General features: G+C 43.7%; 19 protein-coding genes. 6 read left to right on the forward strand and 13 right to left on the reverse strand.

All coding sequences use genetic code 11. The features are described 5' to 3' along the window. Positions 1-112: 112 nt before the first annotated feature. From GOP56_RS09260 to GOP56_RS09285, 6 genes are all read left to right on the forward strand, one after another. Positions 113-1,270 (forward strand): MFS transporter, encoded by a 1,158-nt coding sequence (locus tag GOP56_RS09260; RefSeq protein WP_233882523.1) that lies wholly within the window; start codon positions 113-115, stop codon positions 1,268-1,270. A 140-nt stretch (positions 1,271-1,410) separates the two neighbouring features. After that, positions 1,411-1,884 carry a CcdC family protein gene (locus GOP56_RS09265; RefSeq protein ID WP_022584328.1) on the forward strand — a complete coding sequence of 158 codons (474 nt, stop codon included), beginning with the start codon at positions 1,411-1,413 and terminating at the stop codon, positions 1,882-1,884. A 464-nt stretch (positions 1,885-2,348) separates the two neighbouring features. Next, a complete protein-coding gene (locus GOP56_RS09270) occupies positions 2,349-3,260 on the forward strand; it encodes a decaprenyl-phosphate phosphoribosyltransferase (protein ID WP_003336756.1) in 912 nt (303 codons plus the stop codon). A gap of 27 nt (positions 3,261-3,287) precedes the next feature. After that, positions 3,288-3,644, forward strand: a complete 357-nt coding sequence (locus tag GOP56_RS09275) for a DMT family transporter (RefSeq protein WP_003336754.1) — start codon at positions 3,288-3,290, stop codon at positions 3,642-3,644. Between the two features lie 22 nt (positions 3,645-3,666). Continuing rightward, positions 3,667-4,104 carry a divergent PAP2 family protein gene (locus GOP56_RS09280; RefSeq protein ID WP_035318697.1) on the forward strand — a complete coding sequence of 146 codons (438 nt, stop codon included), beginning with the start codon at positions 3,667-3,669 and terminating at the stop codon, positions 4,102-4,104. Positions 4,105-4,126: 22 nt separating this feature from the next. Continuing rightward, entirely contained in the window at positions 4,127-5,809 is a 1,683-nt protein-coding gene (locus GOP56_RS09285; protein WP_163245423.1) for a hypothetical protein, read from the forward strand. A gap of 149 nt (positions 5,810-5,958) precedes the next feature. Here GOP56_RS09285 and pyrE read toward each other — a convergent pair whose 3' ends face one another. The 13 genes from pyrE to GOP56_RS09350 all read right to left on the reverse strand — a co-directional run bounded on the left by pyrE (position 5,959) and on the right by GOP56_RS09350 (position 21,091). Further along, on the reverse strand, positions 5,959-6,615 hold the full coding sequence (gene pyrE, locus GOP56_RS09290; protein WP_022584324.1) for an orotate phosphoribosyltransferase: 657 nt from the start codon (positions 6,613-6,615) through the stop codon (positions 5,959-5,961). Further along, the gene (pyrF, locus tag GOP56_RS09295) at positions 6,616-7,329 is read right to left on the reverse strand and encodes an orotidine-5'-phosphate decarboxylase (RefSeq protein ID WP_174250715.1); all 714 of its coding nucleotides are present in this window, start codon (positions 7,327-7,329) and stop codon (positions 6,616-6,618) included. 136 nt (positions 7,330-7,465) lie between these two features. Continuing rightward, positions 7,466-10,678: a carbamoyl-phosphate synthase large subunit gene (gene carB / locus GOP56_RS09300; protein ID WP_163245425.1), complete on the reverse strand. Its 3,213-nt coding sequence runs from the start codon at positions 10,676-10,678 to the stop codon at positions 7,466-7,468. Beyond that, positions 10,662-11,759: a carbamoyl phosphate synthase small subunit gene (locus GOP56_RS09305; RefSeq protein WP_003342725.1), complete on the reverse strand. Its 1,098-nt coding sequence runs from the start codon at positions 11,757-11,759 to the stop codon at positions 10,662-10,664. Before GOP56_RS09305 ends, carB begins: the two co-directional genes overlap by 17 nt. 19 nt (positions 11,760-11,778) lie before the next feature. Further along, complete coding sequence (locus GOP56_RS09310; RefSeq protein WP_163245426.1) at positions 11,779-13,059, reverse strand: dihydroorotase; 1,281 nt, start codon at positions 13,057-13,059, stop codon at positions 11,779-11,781. After that, positions 13,026-13,970, reverse strand: coding sequence for an aspartate carbamoyltransferase catalytic subunit (locus GOP56_RS09315; protein ID WP_003336746.1), 945 nt, complete (start codon positions 13,968-13,970; stop codon positions 13,026-13,028). The genes GOP56_RS09310 and GOP56_RS09315 overlap by 34 nt, the downstream gene beginning before the upstream one ends. 39 nt (positions 13,971-14,009) lie before the next feature. After that, entirely contained in the window at positions 14,010-15,374 is a 1,365-nt protein-coding gene (locus GOP56_RS09320) for a solute carrier family 23 protein (RefSeq protein WP_031308992.1), read from the reverse strand. Between the two features lie 161 nt (positions 15,375-15,535). Next, positions 15,536-16,075, reverse strand: a complete 540-nt coding sequence (gene pyrR, locus GOP56_RS09325; RefSeq protein ID WP_003336743.1) for a bifunctional pyr operon transcriptional regulator/uracil phosphoribosyltransferase PyrR — start codon at positions 16,073-16,075, stop codon at positions 15,536-15,538. Positions 16,076-16,345: 270 nt separating this feature from the next. After that, the gene (locus GOP56_RS09330) at positions 16,346-17,278 is read right to left on the reverse strand and encodes an RluA family pseudouridine synthase (protein ID WP_022584320.1); all 933 of its coding nucleotides are present in this window, start codon (positions 17,276-17,278) and stop codon (positions 16,346-16,348) included. Between the two features lie 42 nt (positions 17,279-17,320). Beyond that, positions 17,321-17,788, reverse strand: a complete 468-nt coding sequence (lspA, locus tag GOP56_RS09335; protein WP_003336741.1) for a signal peptidase II — start codon at positions 17,786-17,788, stop codon at positions 17,321-17,323. Between the two features lie 98 nt (positions 17,789-17,886). Beyond that, positions 17,887-18,576 (reverse strand): serine/threonine protein kinase, encoded by a 690-nt coding sequence (locus tag GOP56_RS09340; protein WP_096886041.1) that lies wholly within the window; start codon positions 18,574-18,576, stop codon positions 17,887-17,889. 225 nt (positions 18,577-18,801) lie between these two features. Then, positions 18,802-20,229: a phosphoglucomutase/phosphomannomutase family protein gene (locus tag GOP56_RS09345; protein WP_163245427.1), complete on the reverse strand. Its 1,428-nt coding sequence runs from the start codon at positions 20,227-20,229 to the stop codon at positions 18,802-18,804. A gap of 190 nt (positions 20,230-20,419) precedes the next feature. Then, complete coding sequence (locus GOP56_RS09350) at positions 20,420-21,091, reverse strand: DUF4912 domain-containing protein (RefSeq protein WP_163245428.1); 672 nt, start codon at positions 21,089-21,091, stop codon at positions 20,420-20,422. Positions 21,092-21,107: the final 16 nt, after the last annotated feature.

The following is a 21,107-nucleotide window of genomic DNA, read 5'->3' on the forward strand; positions in this document are numbered from 1 at the left end:
ATAATAACACTGAACATTTTAACTACATTCAAGGTAAGGGGTGGTCATTATTTTATCACGGAATAAATCTTACTTATGCTTAGTTATAGGTGAGGTTATAGCTGGTACAGGGATGTGGATTGGAATCATCGGGAACCTAAAATTTTTGCAACATTTATTCGATTCCGATTTTTTGAAGGGGTTATTATTGATGGTGGGGCTTTTTGTCAGTCTGTTCTTTTCTCCTAAAGCAGGAGAATGGATTGATCGCTTTTCCAAAAAGAACGTATTGTTTTATGCGACTTTGATACGATGTTTAGCTCCCATTTGTATGCTATTTGCGATTCATTACGATTCTGTAGGCTGGATGATCGCATCATCGATCTTTATCCAGTTGGCCGCCACTTTTTATCAACCAGCCGCTCAAGCATCTATTCCGTTAATCGTGCCCTCAGAGGAATTACTTCGTGCCAACGGATTTTATGTAAATGCTTCCACACTCGCAAGGATTGGTGGAACGGCGATCGGTGGAATCCTAATTGGTTTTATGCAGCTTTGGACGCTTTATAGCATTACACTAGCTTGCTATTTTGTTCTTATTCTTTTTATTCTTCCTGTTCATATTCCTGTAATCAACTCATTAAAAACGGCTGGAAGGGTTATTAAGATGCCCTTTCGAGAAGTTTTTTCCCTGCTTAAATCAGATCGAACATTAAGTCTGGGTCTTACAAATGCACTGGTTGTCTCGTATTTTGTAGGCGGCTCCAATCTCTTAGTTATTAATTTCAGTGAAATGCTTGCAGTACCAGGGCTGATGGGCTGGATTTATACGACTGAAGGACTCACAGCACTCATTGCAGGCATATTGGTCAAACGCTTTTTTGGAAAAACCAATCTAGTCATGTCATCAACGCTTTTTCTATTTTTACTGGCTCTGTCTCAAATCGGGATGGCTCTGTCGTATGGTTTGGTTCCATTGCTTTTATCTTATACGCTATTCGGGTTCTGTTTTGGGACGGTTGTGCCTCTTACTGCCACCCTGTTTCAAAAGCAATTACCTGCTGAATCACGTGGCCGCTTCTTCTCCTTTAAAACCATGCTGGATCGGACCTGGTTCCTACTAGCATTGGCTGGTACGGGATTGTGCCTTGATCTCATGGGCATTCACGCATACCTTTTCCTAATGGGCTTTGCTTCCCTTGTTGTCGGTGCTCTGTCCTATTACTATGGAAAGCGACATGCTCTAGATGTCAGACAGGTTACAGAAGCACCACCTGTTAAAATGGCATAGCCATATCTACTCTATATTTTGTGCTTTCCAGAACGCAGGAGGAGGGGTGTATTTACACCACCTCTTCTTTTTTTGTAGTATAGACATAAGGTAAAAGGTAAATATTTAGGGTGAATCGAGAAGGGAGCCGTACGAAATCGATGAATACAATTCTTGGGATCTCCCCTACAGTCGTTAGCATACTGATTGGTCTATTCATGGCGACCACTGTCATTCTTGTTCGGTTGCGTTCAGCAAAAAAGCCTATATCTACACGTAAGATTATTATCCCACCCGTAGCTATGTCTACAGGGTTTGCTATGTTTCATTATCCGGGCGTACCAACACCTATCAGCTATGATTTTATCGCTTTCTTTATTGGGTGTTTATTCTCTATTCCACTCATTTTGTCTTCCCGCTTTGAACAAGTAGGGAATCATGTCTTTTTGCGTCGTTCCAATGCGTTTATCGTGATTTTGTTTGTTCTGCTAGTCATTCGACTCGGGATTAAAATCTGGGTCGGTGATACATTTACTCCGATGCAGACAGCAGGTTTATTCTTTGTCCTTGCTTACGGCATGATTCTTCCGTGGCGAGTTGCCATGCTCTATATGTATAAAAGACTAATTAAATAACCCATGCTTTCCAATTTGGGATTACACAAAAGCGAGCTATCCAAAGCATGTTTCTTTGCTTGGTAGCTCGCTTTTTTATTTTATTTATTGATGTAATTTTGGTAAAAAAATACGTTTTTTATCTTCATTATGCGTGGTTTTTGAGGCAGAATGTGGTTTAATAGAGAGATGTACGGCTACTCATAATTTGGATATAAAATGAAAATCGACCTCTACGCCCCACTTACCTTTTTGAATCGCAACAGACACAACTGCTTGGCCTTTTCGTCTATGACCTAGAAAAATCGGAAAGTAAGCTTTTGTAAAAATCCACATAAACAGAAAATATCTACAACATGCACGATAAGAAATACTTGCACCTTTACTCTGACTCTGACGATTGCGAATTCCAAATCATGTAACCGATTTTTGACAATTTTCGTCAATTATAAGAGGTATATTACTAGAAGACAGGGGATTTATACGTGTTATCTAATTCAATTAAACTAAAAGAAAGAATAGCTTCAAAACAAAATATTTTCCTTTTACTCCTTCTCCAGTTACGTCCTCACCAATGGACAAAAAATTTGCTTGTGTTTGCTGCCCTCTTATTTTCTCTACATAAAGTCAGTATTCACCTGCTTGGCAAATCACTGATCGCCTTTTTTCTATTTTGCATGGTTTCAGGCTGTGTCTATATCATAAATGATTTTGCTGATATCAAAAACGATCGCAATCATCCCGAAAAGCGATATCGTCCGATGGCTTCAGGAGCATTAAATCCCTTTCTGGGACTAGCATTCGGGTGTGGGCTGCTGATCGCTTCCTTGTTTTCTGCTTTTCACTTCGATTTGTGGTTTGGTAGTGTTTTATTATTTTATTTTTTGATCAATGTTGCCTATTCCTTTACATTAAAGCATGTGGTTATTCTGGATGTTATGATTATTTCTGCTGGTTTTGTACTCAGGGCAATCGGTGGCAGCCTAATGATCGGCACTCCTTTTACTCCGTGGTTTTTGCTGTGTACAATGTTGCTTTCTCTATTCTTGGCGATTAGCAAACGTCGCCATGAGCTTTATTTGCTACAGGAGGAAAAAGGAAGTCATCGTAAAGTATTGGAAAATTATTCGATAGAGCTATTAAATCAATTAAATACGATTGTAACCTCAGCAACGATTATCAGCTACTCCTTGTTTACCTTTACTTCAGGACGAACCATTCAGCTTATGTGGACAATTCCGTTTGTGATCTTTGGTATTTTCCGCTATCTTTACTTGATTATGATGGGCAACAAAGGAGGAACCCCTGAAAAAGTGCTAGTAGAGGACAAACCGATTCTGATTACGGTTCTACTATATGTGATTGCTGTAGCTAGTATTATCCTTATTTTTGAATAAACAATATAAAAGGTTGTGTAAATATTTATGCCATCGCAAGTTCTTATCCTTATATCAGTCATTCTTAGTGCATGCGGGCAGGTCGCTATGAAAATGGGAGCCTCTGGTCTCTCAGGAAAAAGCGATGTGTTTTTGATGAAAATACTGCAATATCTAACCAATATTCCAATTATGGTGGGGCTTGGCCTTTATGGAATTTCTGCGTTTGTTTGGATTGCAGCCATTGAAAAGGTGCAGCTCTCCTATGCTTATCCTATGGCCGCATTGGGTTATGTTCTGGTAGCCCTGCTTTCTATGTGGATTTTTCAGGAGCCCCTTTCAGGTGTCCGCTTGCTTGGTCTAGCTATTATTGTTGTTGGCGTCATTGTCATTTCACGTTCTTAGTAACTATTCGGAGGAAATGTTTATGCTATACGCTTTAGCACCATTTATCGGCTGGTTAGTATCCGGTACGATGAAATTTATGATTAATTATTTACGATATGGGAAAGAAGCAAGAAATAAAATCGGAAATGGCGGCTTTCCTAGTACACACACAACCGTAATGGTAAGCACGATCAGCTTCATTGGTCTTCATGAAGGCTTTGCCACCCCTATTTTTGGTCTAGGAGTGGCTGTTACCTTTATCATTATTATTGATGCGACCGGATTGCGAAGAGCTGTCGGCAAGCATGCTACTGCTATTAACCTTATGGTAAAAGAGCATGCAACTACTGAAGAAAAAGAAATCCTGCGTGAAAGCATGGGACATACAAAATGGGAAATCCTCGGCGGTATTGTTCTAGGTGTGCTAGTAGGACTGCTGTTGTATCTGCTATCACCAATCATTTCAGGACTACTTTAGCCAAGGAGGAACTAGCAAACATATGAAGAGCCGAACACCGAACGTCTCTCTTGTGATAGGAATTGTTTTACTCCTATTCTTAATCGGAATCGTACTTTCTGCCTCGATTTTATTTTTACTTGGTGTGTCCATCTCAACAGCTAGCTTCTGGGTGGCTGTATGTGCAAGTATTGTCTGCCTCCTGGCTATGACATATACATTTTTCACCACACGCAGGACAACCATGTTTTTGTCTTTGTTAATGGGATTGGGATTGGTTTTTGGAGTAAGCTGGTATGTTAGTACCGCTACATATGATCTATCATGGGACGGGCAAACGTACCATCAAGAAGCGATCATTTTATTAAAGAATGGCTGGAATCCTGTTCATGACCAACCTTTGCTTAACATCACAGATACCCAAAAGTTCGATAATCCAAGCGAGGAAAGTCTACGAACTCCCTTTTATCTTTGGATTAATCATTACACAAAAGGTCCGTGGATACTTGATGCCGTCATGTACAAATTGACGGATAACATAGAAGGCAGTAAGATGTTTAACTTTATTCTTTTGTTTGCTTCCTTTTTTCTTTGTTTAGCGGCAATTCTTGATGCCTATCCAGAGAAAAAAAGGCGAGCCGTCTTCTTCTCCCTACTCTTGGCCTGCAATCCAGTCGTGATAGCACAGCTTGTCACTTTTTATATTGATGGTCAATTGGCATCGCTTGTACTTATCATTTGTTCCTTGGGCTATCTCTTATTTAAGCGATTTAACGCATGGATTGTCGTAGGGCTATGCTCGGCCATCATCCTGCTAACGGCTATTAAATTTACCGCCCTTGTATATGCCGTTCTTTTATGCGGTGGATTGCTCGTTCTATTTTTCCTGTACGATAAGCATAGACATTGGAAAAAGCTTTTACTTTCGCTTGTAGCGTGCGGTCTCGTAGCGGTAACAATCGTTGGTTACAATCCTTACGTTACTAATTTCTTAGCGAAGGGGCATCCATTTTATCCGTTAGCTGGTGAGCATGCTGTCGATATTATGACAGCTAACAGTCCAGCCGACTTCAAAGAAAAAAATCTATTCGAAAAGTTCTTTGTATCTTTATTTGCGAAGTCGGAAAATATTACAAGACCAAATGAAAGCACTATGAAATGGCCGTTTACTATAGCATTTGAGGAATTTCAAGCTTTTGTTGGGGCTGATGCTCGTGTAGCGGGGTTTGGGCCTTTGTTTGGAGGAGCTGTGTTAGTAACCTGTGTTGTCTCACTTGCTCTCTTTCTTCGCAGTAGACAACTAGCGAAGCCTGTATTTTTACTAAGCGGGATCATTCTCTTGACCGTATTTATCAATCCAGAAAGCTGGTGGGCGCGATACGTTCCGCAATTGTGGTTTGTCCCCATACTCGTCGCAATGGTAGGCTTCGAATCCGAAAAACAATTTGTGAAGTACGGAAGTTGGCTTTTAATTTGTACTCTTTCCATAAACTTGCTGTTAGTAGGGGCTACTCAAGCTATTGCTCAATCCTTCTTCAATGTGCAAGTAAACATACAGCTTCATGAAATGAAAAAGAGCAAGCTGCCTGTATTAGTTGATTTCCAGTATTTTCATTCCAATCGAATTAGATTAGAAAAAGCAGGGATAGAATTTATTGAAGCAAAGCTTGATGATAAAAATGCGAAAAAACTTAGCTCATCACGTGCTACGTATTTATTGAGATGAGTGGCTTTTCCATCATGCCACTCATTTGGGCAGAAGCTCGCTTTATAATCAACCTGAATAGTCCGTTCGTTAGGACGCTTGCTGACCCCACGCTTCAATTGGGGTCAGTTTTTTCATTCAGGCTACAGTCGTCCCCATCCGTCAACATTTTATTCTTGTTTTAAAGCCTGCTCCTGATAAAATGTGTGTGGCTTTTCCTTCCACTGGGATAAAACTTTTTCTTGTTGGGCATTGATTGTTCCATTATCTTTTGCTTGCTCTAAGAGTGCAGTGTAGTTGGATAACGTGTACAATGGATAGTTCGCTTCTGCAAAGGCACGTTCTGCATCGTTAAATTGGTAGCTAAAAATAGCAACTACTCCTAGTATTTCAGCCCCTTCCAGCTCAACAGCCCTTGCTGCCTTGATGGAGCTACCCCCTGTGGAAATTAAATCTTCAATAACGACCACCTTCTGACCGGCAGCAATACGCCCCTCGATTTGGTTTTGGCGGCCATGACCTTTTGCCTTATCGCGAACATAGATCATTGGCAATCCCAGACGATCAGCAATCCAGGCTGCATGAGGAATTCCTGCTGTCGCTGTTCCAGCAATGACTTCTACTTCAGGAAACCGTTCACGAATGATCTGAACAAAAGCATCTGCTAAAAAGCTACGAACCTCTGGATACGTCATCGTGATACGATTATCGCAATAAATCGGTGAAGCAATGCCAGATGTCCAGATAAATGGTTCGTCAGGACGAAGATGTACAGCTCCAATTTGTAAGAGATGCTGTGCCACTTGTTTTGCAATCGTTGTATTCATCTATTTTCCCTCCTGTATGCTTTTCATCATGTCAGCCCATGCTTTGGCAGGTTCTTCGGCCTGGGTAATGGACCTACCGATTACGATATAATCTGTACCTAACTCAAATGCTTTGACTGGTGTGGTTACGCGGGTTTGATCTCCAAAGGCGGAACCAACAGTACGAATGCCTGGTGTTACGGTCAAAAAATCTGTTCGAGTGACTTGTTTAATGATTGGTACTTCCAAGGGAGAAGCAACAACACCGTCCAGCCCAGCTAGACTTGCCAAGGATGCATAATGAGCAACCGTCTCTTCCAATCTACCAGGAATGAGAATCTGCTCATTCATCATCTGCTGACTGCTACTCGTCAGCATGGTTACCCCGATCAGTAATGGTGATGTACTGCCGGCAGAAATACCTTGCTCTAAGCCTTCTCGTGCCGCTTCCATCATTGCTAATCCACCAGCTACATGCACATTCACCATATCGGCGCCATGCTTAGCTAAGCTTTTCATTGAGCCTTTAGCTGTATTGGGAATATCATGGATTTTCAAATCAACAAACACTTTCAATCCCTGTTCCTTTAACAGCGATACAATTGCTGATCCTTCTGCATAAAACAGCTCCATGCCAACTTTCACGTAGCGCACTTGATTTTCTAGGCTAGCAAGACAGTTTAACACCTCGTCTTTTGTTTGAAAATCCAGCGCTAGAATAATCCGTTCATCGATTTTATCTAACGAATGCTCTTTTAGTAAGGATAATTCCATGTGTGAACGCTCCTCTCCGTTGTTTCCCTCATTGTCCACATATAGGAGGGGAGTGCTCCTGATGAGCACGCCCCCGTTCTAAGTCAACTCTTCTTTTTTACTGTGTTACCAGTACTTTTCCCACCTGTTGCTTGGGCATTGCCTCTGTAGAGAATGTGATTGTCTCTAATACATGCAGGATGGCGCTCGCTGTGTCTAGAGATGTCAGGCAGACTGCTCCGTTCTCTACGGCCTCACGACGAATGCGGAATCCATCACGCTGTGGTGTTTTACCTTTGGTTAAGGTGTTAAGCACAAGGTTTACTTGACCTGTACGGATTTCATCCAGTAGGTTTGGTGTGCCTTCGGATAGCTTTTGTACACGACGGACGGACAAGCCTGCCTGCTCTAGATAATCAGCAGTTCCATCCGTGGCTAGTAGATGGAAACCAAGCTGTTGGAAACGCTTCGTGATCGACAGCGCTTCCTCCTTATCCTTGTCAGCTACCGTTACCAAAAGTGTTCCTTTGGTTGGAATATTCATGCCAGCCGCTAGCAGTCCCTTGTAAAGAGCTTTAGCTAGGGTAGTCTCACGCCCCATTACCTCCCCGGTGGATTTCATTTCAGGGCCTAAGGTGATGTCCACACGGCGTAGTTTTGTGAAGGAGAAGACAGGAACCTTTACAGAAACCATCTTTTCCTCAGGATGATAGCCTGTAGCAAACCCTTGATCGAGAATGCTGTAGCCAAGAATTGCCTTCGTCGCAATGTTCGCCATCGGAATTCCGGTTACCTTAGACAGGAATGGAACGGTACGGGAGCTGCGTGGGTTTACCTCGATGACGTAAGGCTTGCCTCTATAGATGACAAATTGGATATTGAGTAAGCCCTTGATGCAGAGCGCGCGTGCTAGCTTTGTAGTCATGTCGATGATCTCTGCTTTCACTGTCTCTGATAAGGATTGTGGCGGATATACTGCGATAGAGTCGCCTGAGTGAACCCCTGCACGCTCGATGTGCTCCATGATACCTGGAATCAGCACATTCTCTCCATCACAAATCGCATCTACTTCTGCTTCAATCCCTAGCATATAGCGATCAATTAGTACAGGATGCTCTGGATTTACTTTTACTGCTTTTTTCATATAAGAGATTAGCTCTTCTTCGTTATAAACAATTTCCATCGCCCGTCCGCCCAAGACATAGGAAGGGCGGACCAGCACAGGGAAGCCTAATAAGTCAGCAGCGACCACAGCTTCCTCTACAGAGGTCACCGTTTTGCCCGGCGGTTGAGCGATATCCAGCTTTCGCAAGAGGGCCTCAAACTTCTCACGGTTTTCAGCTGCATCAATATTTTCTAAGCTGGTTCCTAGAATTTTGACACCGCGTCTAGTAAGCTTATCAGCAAGATTGATCGCTGTTTGTCCTCCAAACTGGACAATGACACCTTCTGGCTGCTCTTGCTCGATGATGTGCATAACATCCTCTATATACAGCGGTTCAAAGTAGAGACGATCAGAGGTATTAAAATCTGTTGAGACCGTTTCAGGGTTATTGTTGACAATAATGGCTTCGTACCCAGCCTCCTTCAAAGCCCAGACCGCATGGACTGTTGAGTAGTCAAATTCAATTCCTTGGCCAATGCGGATCGGACCAGAGCCTAGTACGATGACACGTTTTTTGCCTGTATCCATAAATTCGTTTTCTTGCTCGTAGGTCGAGTAATAGTACGGTGTTTGCGCTTCGAATTCGGCAGCGCACGTATCTACCATTTTATATACAGGCTTCATTCCCCATTGTGTACGCAGGTTATAAATCTCTTCTTCCTTTTGTCCCGTACATTCTGCGATTTTGCGATCGGTAAAACCAAGGCGTTTTGCTTCATGTAAAGCTTCCTGTGTCAATCCAGATTCGGCTAATGTTGTTTCATAAGCGACAATATTCCAGAATTTATGCAGGAAGAAGAGGTCGATTTTCGTTAATTGATGAATCCGAGAGATATGATAGCCACGGCGCATTGCTTCTGCTAGTAAGAACAGGCGTTCATCATCTGCGATTACCAAACGTTGCTCCAATTCCTCATCAGTAAGCTCTCTCGCTTCTGGTAGTTCTAAATGGTAGCTTCCAATCTCTAAGGAGCGGATCGCTTTCATCATGGATTCTTCAAAGCTACGTCCAATCGCCATTACCTCGCCCGTTGCTTTCATTTGTGTACCAAGACGACGATTTGCGGATTGAAATTTATCGAAAGGCCAGCGAGGAATTTTGCTAACCACATAGTCTAAGGTTGGTTCAAAGCAAGCGTAGGTTTGACCAGTCACCGGATTCTTCAGCTCGTCTAGTGTATAGCCAATAGCGATTTTTGCCGCCATCTTAGCGATCGGATACCCTGTGGCCTTGGACGCTAAGGCTGAGGAACGGCTGACGCGAGGATTTACCTCGATGACATAATATTGGAAGCTAACGGGATCAAGCGCGTACTGAACATTGCAGCCACCTTCGATTTTTAAGGCGCGGATGATATTTAATGCAGAGGAACGCAGCATTTGATATTCACGATCAGATAGCGTCTGACTCGGAGCGACAACGACTGAGTCACCTGTGTGTACACCAACTGGGTCAATATTTTCCATGTTGCAGACCACGATACAGTTGTCGTTAGCATCACGCATTACTTCATACTCTACTTCTTTCATTCCTGCAATACTTCTTTCCACTAAGCATTGCGTAATCGGGGAATATTTTAGACCGCTTGTGACAATTTCAATTAACGAGGCTTGGTCCTCACAGATACCCCCACCGGTTCCGCCGAGCGTGTAAGCCGGGCGAACAATGATTGGATAGCCAATCTCATTAGCGAAATCAAGCGCCTCTTCCACCGAGCTTACAATTACAGAGTCTGGTACTGGTTCGTTTAACTCCTGCATGAGAGAGCGGAACAAATCGCGATCCTCCGCTTGTTTAATCGAGCTCAGATTTGTTCCGAGCAGCTTCACATTCTCTTCTTCCAGTACACCCAGATCTGCTAAAGCTACTGCCATATTCAATCCTGTTTGTCCACCCAAGGTCGGTAACAATCCATCTGGTTTTTCCTGACGAATGACTCGGGCTACGAACTCAGGAGTAATTGGTTCAATGTATACTTTGTCAGCCATATTCGTATCTGTCATGATCGTAGCTGGGTTGGAGTTGATTAGAACCACCTCCATCCCCTCTTCTTTTAATGCTTCGCAAGCCTGCGTTCCTGCATAGTCAAACTCAGCCGCCTGTCCAATCACGATAGGACCAGAGCCAATCACCAGAATTTTTTTCAGATTATCTATTTTTGGCATACCATTTCTCCTCCTTGGATTGTTTCATCATGTCTAGGAATTGGTCGAATAAATAGCCTGAATCATACGGTCCAGGTGCTGCTTCTGGATGGTATTGAACAGAGAAGGCTTGCTTTTTCGCATTGCGTAATCCTTCAATCGTCCCGTCATTTAGAGCAACATGGGTCACTTCTAATTCTGTTCCAATAACGGAAGCTTCGTTTACAGCATAGCCGTGGTTTTGGGACGTGATATATGTACGTCCAGTTAGCAATTCTTTTACGGGATGATTCCCGCCACGGTGACCAAACTTCAATTTCTCCGTGTCAGCTCCGCTTGCCAGAGCAAACAACTGATGACCCAAGCATATTCCGAATAATGGGTATTCTCCGAGAATTTCTTTCACCATCTGAATAGCTTGCGGTACATCCTTAGGGTCGCCTGGGCCGTTAGACAGCAAGATGCCATCTGGTTGTAGTCGGCGAATTTCATCTGCGGTGACGTTATGCGGAACCACTACAATGTCGCATCCTCGCTTGGATAATTCCCGCATAATGCCATGCTTGCAGCCAAAGTCTACTAAGACGACGCGATCACCGTTACCTGGACTGGAGTAAATGCTTTTTGTTGATACCTGGGCAACCTGATTGGTCATGACATCCGTACTTTTCAACTGAGCAAGCAATTCCTCGGCTGGACGCTCACTGGTTGTAATCAATCCTCTCAGGGTTCCAAAATGACGTATTTTACGTGTTAACATTCGTGTATCTACACCGGAAATGCCCGGAATCTCATATGCCTGTAAGAGCTCGTGCAGGGTTTGTGTCGAGCGCCAATTGCTTGGCATATCGCAATGCTCTCGTACAACAAAGCCATGGATAAACGGACGAACCGCCTCGAAATCATCGCGATTAATCCCGTAGTTACCAATCAAGGGATACGTCATGACGACGATCTGTCCACAATAAGAGGGATCGGATAATACCTCTTGATAGCCTGTTAATCCTGTGTTAAATACCACCTCACCAATGCTTTCATTGGTGGCCCCCATCGCTTTTCCTACACAAATCGTTCCGTCTTCTAATATCAAACGTGCTTTCATGCCGTTATCCCCCTTATCCCTAATTGTTGTATACAATTTTTCCATCTACCATAGTGAGTACAGTCCATCCCTTACATAACCAACCCGCAAATGGTGTATTTTTTCCTTTACTTTTAAAATGATCGGGATTAATGCTTTTCTCAGTCGTAAGATCAAACACTGCCAAGTCGGCAATTGCTCCTACTTCTACTTTTCCATAGGGTAGCCCAAACAGTTCCGCTGGTTTAGTAGCCATTTTGTCTACCAGCTCGGCAAGGGTGAGTATTCCTTTTTCTACAAGATGCGTATAAAGGAGTGGGAATGCCGTTTCTAGTCCAACTATTCCAAATGGAGCCCGCTTTAATCCCTTTGCTTTTTCTTCCGAGGTATGCGGTGCATGATCGGTAGCAATGATATCAATGCTTCCTTCCTTTAATCCAGCGATCAATGCGTCACGATCCTCACGAGAGCGAAGCGGCGGATTCATTTTCCAATTAGGATCTAGGCTGTCTGGGATATCCTCGTCACATAACAATAGGTGATGCGGGGTTACCTCCGTGGTAACGTTGATACCTGCACGTTTCCCGTCGCGTACAAGTCGCACGGATTCTTTTGCGCTGATATGGCATACATGATAGTGAACCCCCGTGGCTTCTGCTAGTAGAATATCTCGGCCGACATGCACAGCTTCTGAAGCAGACGGGATACCTGGTAGCCCATGCTTAGCTGCAGTCACTCCATCATGTAATGCCGCACCGGGAGGCAACAGGTCGTTATCTTCACAGTGGGCAACTACAGACATTCCTAACGCTTTCGCTTTTTGCATTGCTTCTACCATCATTTTCGTGGATTGCACTCCTACCCCATCATCAGTTAGTGCAAAGGCTCCAGCTTGCTGTAGAGCCGCAAAGTCTGTGTGCTCCACCCCAAGCTGACGTACGGTAATAGCAGCGTAGGGTAAAACCCGTGCCAGGTTAGCTTGTTTTGCTTTATGAAGAACGAATTCTACTGTTTCGACACGATCGATCACTGGGCGTGTATTCGGCATGCAGGCTACCGTAGTGTAGCCGCCTGCCACTGCCGCATGAGCGCCTGTTTCGATGGTCTCTTTCGCTTCAAATCCTGGTTCGCGGAAATGCACATGTACATCCACTAGACCTGGGGCTATGAAGTGTCCGTTTAAATCCACCACTTCATGATCTGCTTCCGCCTCAATGTTGCTCCCGATCTTAACAATGCGATTTTCTACGATTAACAGATCCTTGATCGAAAGTTCACCTTGTTCGTTTAGCAGTTTGCCATTTTTAAGGATGATTCCCATGTGCTTATTCCTCCTGTCATCAATTTCGCAATTACAGCCATTCGAACAGCTACTCCATTTGTAACTTGCGGGAAGATAACGGATTGCTTACCCTCCACCAGTTGTCCATCAATCTCCACCCCTCTGTTAAAAGGAGCCGGATGCATAATGATGGCATTTGGTTTCATCATGGCAGCGCGTTCTCTAGTTAATCCATAAGCCTGATGATACGTTTCTTTAGAAGAAAAGAGCTGGCCTGTATGACGTTCTAGCTGCACTCGCAGCATCATCACCACATCCGCTGTTGCTATTGCTTCCTCCATCCCTACCACTCGTACCTCTTTTGGCAAGGCTGTCTGATCTCGCATCAACTGATCTGGTCCTGTAATCATAAGGTTGGCCCCGAGCTTCGGTAATGCATCTAAATGCGAGCCGAGCACTCTGCTATGGCGCAAATCTCCTATGATAGCTACCTTTAACCCTTGAATGCCCCCATGATGCTGCTTCATTGTAAGCAAATCCAGCAAGCATTGCGTTGGATGCTCCATCGTGCCTTCCCCTGCATTTACAAGGTGCAGGTTTAAATTTGGTTCGTTCGCAAGCTCATGAAATAATCCATTTTGTCCGGTGCGAATAACGGCCGTTTCTACTCCCATTGATTCAAGCGTTCGCAAAGTATCATAAATTGTCTCACCTTTGGTAGTAGAAGAGCTGATATCGCTAAAATTCAGTACATGAGCACCCAAACGTTTTTCCGCTACTTCAAAGGAAAAGCGGGTACGTGTACTTGCTTCGAAAAATAAGTTTGCTACAAATCGTCCCTGTAAGAGGTTAATCTGTTCATTTGGCCTTGCTGCAAAATATTCGGCCTCTCGCAAGATTGCTTCGATCTCATCTTTACCAAGGTGTTTGATTCCCAGCAGATTTTTCATTATTCCCCACTCCTTTGCCCGTATGGTTTGTCATAATGCTTATGCTGCTGACTCTACCTGATCCTTGTGCGCCTCGCCCATCGCAGATTCCTTTCCAGGCAAGATCGCATGCAGAAAAATTCCTATGAAGGTTGAGAATGCTACATTATCAATCGTTAGGTTCGTTAGGAAGCTTTGCCAGAAGGTAACTCCCTCGAAGCTAATTTTGTACCCGCCGATTCCCGTTACAAGTATGGAAGCAGCGATAATCATGTTGCGTTTATTTGCAAAATCGACTTTATTTTCAACATACATCCTAAAGCCTTGGGATGCGATAATCCCGAACAGTACGATGGAGACGCCACCTAGTACCGGCGTTGGGATGGTCATGAGAAACGCGCTGATTTTTCCGCAGAAGGAGAATAAGATCGCGAATACTGCGGCTAGGGCAATAACTGCTCGACTATAAACTCTTGTGATTGCTAGAACACCCATGTTTTCACCATAAGTCGTACTAGGTGGTCCACCGATAAAGGCGGAAACCGCGGTAGCTACACCATCACCTAGCAAGCTTCGATGCAAGCCAGGGTCCTTCATTAGGTCACGATTCATAATTTTACTTGTTACCAATAAATGGCCTAGATGTTCGGTTAAGGAGACAAACGCGATCGGTGCAATAATCAGAGCTGATAACCATGCTCCTTTATCCGTCATGGCAGTTGTCAGCAGGCCAACATGCAAGTGCTGCGAAAACATTTCTGGCAGGCTGATAAAAAGGGGAGCCTTTGTAATGGAAGCCCAATCTATCAAATCCGCATGTCGTAGAGCTGTATAGCCGTATCCGCCAATGATTCCAAGTAGGATGGGAATCAGTGACAAGAAGCCGCGCAGCATAACCGCAGCAATAATGGTTACCAGCAATGTGACTAAGGAGATTTCAATGGAAGTTAGCGAGATTACTGATTTTCCTTCTACCGTTACTTTTGTAGCCATGTCTACAGCTACACCTGCTAAGCTCAAACCGATAACTACGATGATGGAAGCTATCACAACGGGTGGGAGTAAGCGATCCAGCCAGCCTACCCCGAATTTTCGTACCATGGCTGCTACTAGGACATAAACCAGTCCCGATAGGAAGCAGCCCAGCAAGGCAACTCCTTGCCCGTATGTTGCTGTCACGGTAATGATGGGGCCGATGAAAGCGAAGGAAGAACCAAGATAGTTAGGAATTTTTCCCTTCGTAATCAGCATGAAAATCAGGGTGCCTAATCCACTGGCAATCAGTGCGGCAGATATATCTAAACCTGTTAAGATTGGAACAAGTACTGTGGACCCAAACATGGCGAATAAGTGTTGAATACTAAGTGGTAATAAACGAGTCAAAGCTGGTGTTTCATGTACGTCTACAAAATCTTGTTTGCTCATTTTCTCCCCTGCTTTCTTAATTTTTTGCACAAAAAAACCTCTTCGTGGGTACACAAAGAGGCAGGTCCAAGCACAGAGGTACGCATACCTCCAGCGTTAGATCGAGTCCCCTTGCTAACCTCACGGGATTAGCCTTAAAGAGGCGATATATAGTTGGCGATTCATTCTTCTTTTTGCATCAGTGAAACCTTATCTGTTCCATCTACTTCCTGCAATTGTACAGCAATAATTTCAGATCGGGACGTAGGAAGGTTTTTGCCCACATAATCAGGTCGAATAGGTAACTCACGATGGCCACGATCCACTAATACAGCGAGCTGGATCATCTTCGAGCGTCCCTGATCCACTAAGGCATCCAGAGCAGCCCGAACCGTACGTCCTGTAAACAGCACATCATCCACCAGAATGACCTTTTTCCCTGTAATCTCAGGCAGTTTTGCTCCATGAACAACAGCGTCTGAAGACCTATGTGTCAAATCGTCTCGGTATAACGTAATGTCTAATTCACCAAAGGGAAGCTTCACATTCTCAATCTGCTCGATTCGTTTGGCTAAGCGTTCTGCCAAATAAATTCCGCGAGTTTTAATACCGATGATCACACAGTCCTCTACGCCTTTGTTGCGTTCAATAATTTCATGAGCAATGCGAGTTAAGGCCCGTCTAATCGCTGCTTCATCCATCATAATGCTTTTTTCGTTCATTGGAGTTGCTCCTTTCAGCAGAAGTAGATGACCTTTACAAGACTCGGGAGGCTACTATCTGCCAGCTTGTGTTGTTCCTGATGGTCTGACACAAAAAAAGCTTCTTGTCTCACTGACAAGAAGCTTCGTGCGCACATAAAGAAGGGCATAACCATCCCAACTATATCTGCGTTATTCACCGTCGCCCTTGCCAGCCTCACGGGACTGGATTTAAAGGTTACCTTTTGTTACGAATGATTATGTCATACCTTTTTATATCTGTCAACACGTTTAACTTTTTTGCTCACGTATGAACTGAATTTCTGCTTGCAGTTCCTGTGGGAGCTCAGCCTCGAATTCCATGTATTCGCCTGTACTCGGATGAATGAATCCTAGTGTCTTCGCATGTAAGGCTTGCCCATTAATATCCAGCGTTTTTCGTGGGCCGTATTTGGGGTCACCTGCTAGCGGATAGCCAATATATTTCATATGAACACGAATCTGATGGGTGCGTCCTGTCTCAAGCTTTAATTCCACAAGGGTAAAATCCTTCATCCGCTCTAATACGACAAAGTGAGTGACAGCAGGCTTACTATTGCCAAAGACAACCGCCATCTGTTGGCGATTTTTAGGATCGCGTCCAATTGGAGCATCGATTGTCCCCATCTCATGTGGAATTTCTCCATGAACCAAAGCCACATATTTACGATTAACGGTATGTTCCTTTAATTGAGCTGCTAGACTCGCATGTGCCTTATCGTTTTTGGCAATCATTAATAAACCAGACGTGTCTTTATCAATACGATGAACGATACCCGGGCGCATCACACCATTTATACCTGATAAATCCTTACAATGATACATGAGACCATTGACCAATGTTCCTGTATAATGACCTAACGCTGGATGCACGACTAAGCCACGTGGCTTGTTTACAACCACGACATCGGAATCTTCATAGACGATGTCTAAATCCATCGCTTGCGCTTCGATCTTCAACTCTTTTGGAGGTGGCACACGCAAGCTGATCTCGTCATCCATTGCTACCTTGTAATTATTTTTAATCGGAGCATCATTGACCGTAACTCGTCCTTCTTTTACCCATGCTTGTACTTGAGAACGAGACCATTCTCCTTCTTGCATAGTCAAAAATTTATCAATGCGTTCTCCTGCTTCTTCTTTTTCCACTGTCCAATCATAACGTTCGAAAGTTTGCTCTGTCATCTATAAGCTCCTAAATATATTCATTCTAATGATAGTATGCTCTTACTTGCTGGAAGAATGTGATGGCTTGCGAGATTCCATAAAAATATCAATCAGCATCACGGCTACACCAAACGTAATAGCCATGTCGGCTACATTAAAGATTGGGAAGTTGATAATAACAGCGTGTAAAAAGTCCACTACCTGTCCCGTTGAAACTCGATCAATAAAGTTACCGATGGCTCCGCCTAATACAAGCGATAAGGCAAAGGACATACGCGGATTGCTTTTTCCTTGTTTGTAAAGAGTATAGATAATCCCAATTACAACTAGAGTAGTAATAATAATAAAAAACACACGACGGTTCTGGAGCATACCAAACGCAGCACCCATATTACGGTGAGAAGTAAGGTGGAATACATTTTCAATCAAAGGAATTGACTCCCCATATTCCATATACTTCACCACGAGATGCTTGGTCCATTGATCCAAGGCAATAACCGCGAGCGCAATTATGTAGTAGAAATACATAACAGCCTCCTTACAGAAATGGCGTAGAGTAACACCGCAAATTGTACCACAGGCAAAATCAGTTGGGCAATTTTTTTCAATAACTTCCTGCTTGTTTATTAGATCGAGCTCTTTTTATGTCTCTTTTTATGTTGCTTTTTATGTTTCAAGGAGGTCAACCCCTTTAGCTTCCGATAAAAGCGATACCCTTTGCGCACCAGATCAAGCGCCCATAGCGGAATCTTGATCCGACGATCTTTTAGATAAGGGTAATAAATCCGATAGTATGCGCTTCTAATATCCTTCCATTTGCGATCTTCTCCTGGATGGATATAATCGCTCACGTCAATGATATAGGCATGTCCTTGATACATAAGAACATTTTTACCATGCACATCTTGAGGATATAAGCCCTTCGCTCTCGCTTCATCCAATGCCTCATCTACTTCTTTAATTACATTTTCAGGGATCGGGATTCCATAGCGGACACAATCAAACAACGAGATTCCTCGCATCCGCTTTATTACTAGATAATTTTCGCCCTTCTCATAACAAATCGGATAATATTTTGATTCGCCCAGACGACGATATACCTCACTCTCTTCTTCGATTCCCGGTTTTCCTGGGGCGTACAGTTTAACAACAACGTCAGGGTAATCCGGATGACAGAATACACCTGCATAATTACCAGTTCCAACAATCTCCCATGGATGAGGAGCATAAAGGACTTGCACAGGGTCATAGGGAGAAGGTGAGTCCAATACTACTTCTTCTAAAAAACGTTCTAAAAGCTCCTGCTCCAATTTCATCGGTACCCTCTCTTCGTTATCACATCTTTATTTTTATTGTAACAAAGAAAGATGCGAGAAACATTGTTCCTTTAGTAGTGTAATTTTTTCTAGAAAGAACTTTTCGCCATGCAATTGATTTGACCTGCATACTTTTAACTGACATGAGAAAAAAACCAACTCACGAGAAGCCGGTTCCTTTCCATTCAGCGTTTTCTTATTGGGATAAAGCTTTTCCTTGTTTAATTACATGCTTTCCTCAAACCAATCTCTTACTGCCTCTTTCAGCCTTTCTAACTCTTCTGATCCAGTTGCCTCACAATAAATCCGTAGCAAGGGCTCCGTACCGGATGGGCGTATCAATACCCAATGTCCACCTTCTAGTAACAGTTTAAACCCATCCGATGTATGAATCGATTCAACAGCATATCCAGCGATCGCATGTGGAGGCTTCTCTTTAAAACGGCGTAAAAAAGCTTCCTTTTCTTTCAAGCGAATATCTAGTCGGATACTATACATGCGTCCAAATTGGCGGTGGATATCCGTTTTAATTTCGTCTAAACTCTTTCCCTCGACTGCACACATTTCTGCAATTAATAAATTTATTAAAATTCCATCCTTTTCAGGAATATGTCCCAGAATGCTGGCTCCCCCGCTCTCCTCGCCGCCAATAAGCACATCACCCTTGAGCATCTGCGCCCCAATATATTTAAATCCGACAGGGGTCTCGATTATTTCCAATCCATAATATTCACAAATCCGGTCTAGCTGGTGAGTGGTGGCTACTGTACGAATGACTTTGCCCTGACCATTTCGGTTTTTGACCATATGGTAGGTAAGTAGCGTAAGCACTTCATTTGGAGGTAAATACCTCCCTTGTCGATCCACGATTCCAAATCGATCCGCATCTCCATCATTGGCTACTCCTAAATCCGCATGCTCGACCAACACTTGACGAGACAATTCCGCTAAATGATGTTCATTGGGCTCTGGTAGGCCTCCGCCAAATAACGGATCTCTTTCTTCGCGGATGCTTTTCACCGCAACGCCGGCCTCCTGCAATAGAGCACTCATATATCCGCTCCCTGCTCCATGCATGGCATCTACGACAACGGTTAAGTTTGCTTGCTGTAATGCATCCATGCGAATAAGTCTGCGAATATGTGCCTCATAATGAGGCTTTAAGTGAATGGGCTGATATAGCTTACAAGTTTTAGCCTCCTCCATGCAGCGCGTCTCTATCTGTTCATTCCTTGCTACAATCTCTTGAATCAACACCTCTAAGCGCTGGGTAATCTCAGGAGAAGCTGGCCCTGCATATTCGGGAATATATTTGATTCCATTGTATTCTGCGGGATTGTGACTAGCTGTTAGCATCACCGCGCCGCTTACCCCAAAATGCTTGACGCCAAAGGCCACGACAGGGGTGGGGGTCGGCTCACTTACCAAGAAGGAAAGTATGCCCTGAGCAGTTAACACACGTACAACCTCTTGCGCAAACATTCGTCCCATAAAACGAGTATCATATCCCACGATGATTCCCCGATCGATCCACCCATTCTCCTCTGTATAACAGGCAATTGCTTTTGCCACGACCCGTACATTTTCCATCGTAAACTGATCGGCCATCACAGCTCTCCAGCCGTCTGTTCCAAAAACAATCTGTTTTTTCATTTGATTCCCTCCATGCTAGACAAGGTAGTCGCGTCAAATACTCCATTTTTACTGTATGAAGGGAAATAGTAGGATAGAAGGTTTGGGAACAGAAACAAATAAAAAAGCGACCCATTGGCCGCTTTACATCTCTATCATGAAGATCCTTATTTCTGCACTAGACGTTTCAAGGAGTGTCTTTCCTAATTTCTTACCAAACGGCGTACCGGTAACCTGTCAATCTCACTTTCTCAGACCGCATGATAGGACAAAATTGCCCAGAAGCATAAAGACCAAACTCGGCTACGTATTGTTTCCCTGTTTGCAAATGTTCAACGTAGCAGGCTTCTGCTTCTGCTTCTGCTTCTTCATTCATATACACGTCTTTATACCCCACCTCCCTATTAGAGGATATGCCTTCCTCCACCTCATAAAGACGAATTCCTTGTGTAATTTTCGCCCACTCTTCCTTTAGGTACCCCGCAATCATATGCAGGCGATATTTAGAAATAGACCAATGGATATACACAGTGTCAGGTGCCGTTGGAATAACAGCTATAGAAGGGACTCGCTTCTCTTCTAAGATAGCTTGCCCTTGGGTTTGTTCAGCTAAAAAGTCTTTCTCCTGAGTTGTATAGCTCTCCCCTCTGTCCGTTTCCAATGGGTAGACAGCAGGATAAAAAGGTGGGCTAACAACCTTTCCCATGAACAAATTAATGAAGGACTCCTCTGCTACGCTTTGGCAGCTCTCCTTGTAAGCCTGCGACTTCAGTCCAAATTTGTGAAGTTGGTATCTCACTTGGCCAATGGTCATCTCGCACCTTGTAGCGATTTCTTGCAGTGATAGGGATTGTGCTCGCATTTGTAGGATTCTTGTAATCATGAAGGTTGTGCTCCTT

The sequence above is a fragment of the Brevibacillus sp. 7WMA2 genome, assembly GCF_010748895.1.
GTDB classification, from domain to species: Bacteria; Bacillota; Bacilli; order Brevibacillales; family Brevibacillaceae; genus Brevibacillus_B; species Brevibacillus_B halotolerans.

Bases quoted from the DNA above. Each gene is read 5' to 3' on its own strand.
- pyrE (WP_022584324.1), bottom strand. From the start codon at position 6,615: ATGAATACAACGATTGCAAAACAAGTGGCACAGCATCTCTTACAAATT.
- GOP56_RS09345 (WP_163245427.1), bottom strand. From the start codon at position 20,229: ATGAAAAAACAGATTGTTTTTGGAACAGACGGCTGGAGAGCTGTGATG.
- GOP56_RS09315 (WP_003336746.1), bottom strand. From the start codon at position 13,970: ATGAAAAATCTGCTGGGAATCAAACACCTTGGTAAAGATGAGATCGAA.
- GOP56_RS09260 (WP_233882523.1), top strand. From the start codon at position 113: ATGTGGATTGGAATCATCGGGAACCTAAAATTTTTGCAACATTTATTC.
- GOP56_RS09280 (WP_035318697.1), top strand. From the start codon at position 3,667: ATGCTATACGCTTTAGCACCATTTATCGGCTGGTTAGTATCCGGTACG.
- GOP56_RS09320 (WP_031308992.1), bottom strand. From the start codon at position 15,374: ATGAGCAAACAAGATTTTGTAGACGTACATGAAACACCAGCTTTGACT.
- GOP56_RS09340 (WP_096886041.1), bottom strand. From the start codon at position 18,576: ATGAAATTGGAGCAGGAGCTTTTAGAACGTTTTTTAGAAGAAGTAGTA.
- GOP56_RS09310 (WP_163245426.1), bottom strand. From the start codon at position 13,059: ATGGGAATCATCCTTAAAAATGGCAAACTGCTAAACGAACAAGGTGAA.
- GOP56_RS09330 (WP_022584320.1), bottom strand. From the start codon at position 17,278: ATGACAGAGCAAACTTTCGAACGTTATGATTGGACAGTGGAAAAAGAA.
- GOP56_RS09265 (WP_022584328.1), top strand. From the start codon at position 1,411: ATGAATACAATTCTTGGGATCTCCCCTACAGTCGTTAGCATACTGATT.
- GOP56_RS09285 (WP_163245423.1), top strand. From the start codon at position 4,127: ATGAAGAGCCGAACACCGAACGTCTCTCTTGTGATAGGAATTGTTTTA.
- pyrR (WP_003336743.1), bottom strand. From the start codon at position 16,075: ATGAACGAAAAAAGCATTATGATGGATGAAGCAGCGATTAGACGGGCC.
- GOP56_RS09350 (WP_163245428.1), bottom strand. From the start codon at position 21,091: ATGATTACAAGAATCCTACAAATGCGAGCACAATCCCTATCACTGCAA.
- GOP56_RS09275 (WP_003336754.1), top strand. From the start codon at position 3,288: ATGCCATCGCAAGTTCTTATCCTTATATCAGTCATTCTTAGTGCATGC.
- GOP56_RS09305 (WP_003342725.1), bottom strand. From the start codon at position 11,759: ATGAAAGCACGTTTGATATTAGAAGACGGAACGATTTGTGTAGGAAAA.
- carB (WP_163245425.1), bottom strand. From the start codon at position 10,678: ATGCCAAAAATAGATAATCTGAAAAAAATTCTGGTGATTGGCTCTGGT.
- lspA (WP_003336741.1), bottom strand. From the start codon at position 17,788: ATGTATTTCTACTACATAATTGCGCTCGCGGTTATTGCCTTGGATCAA.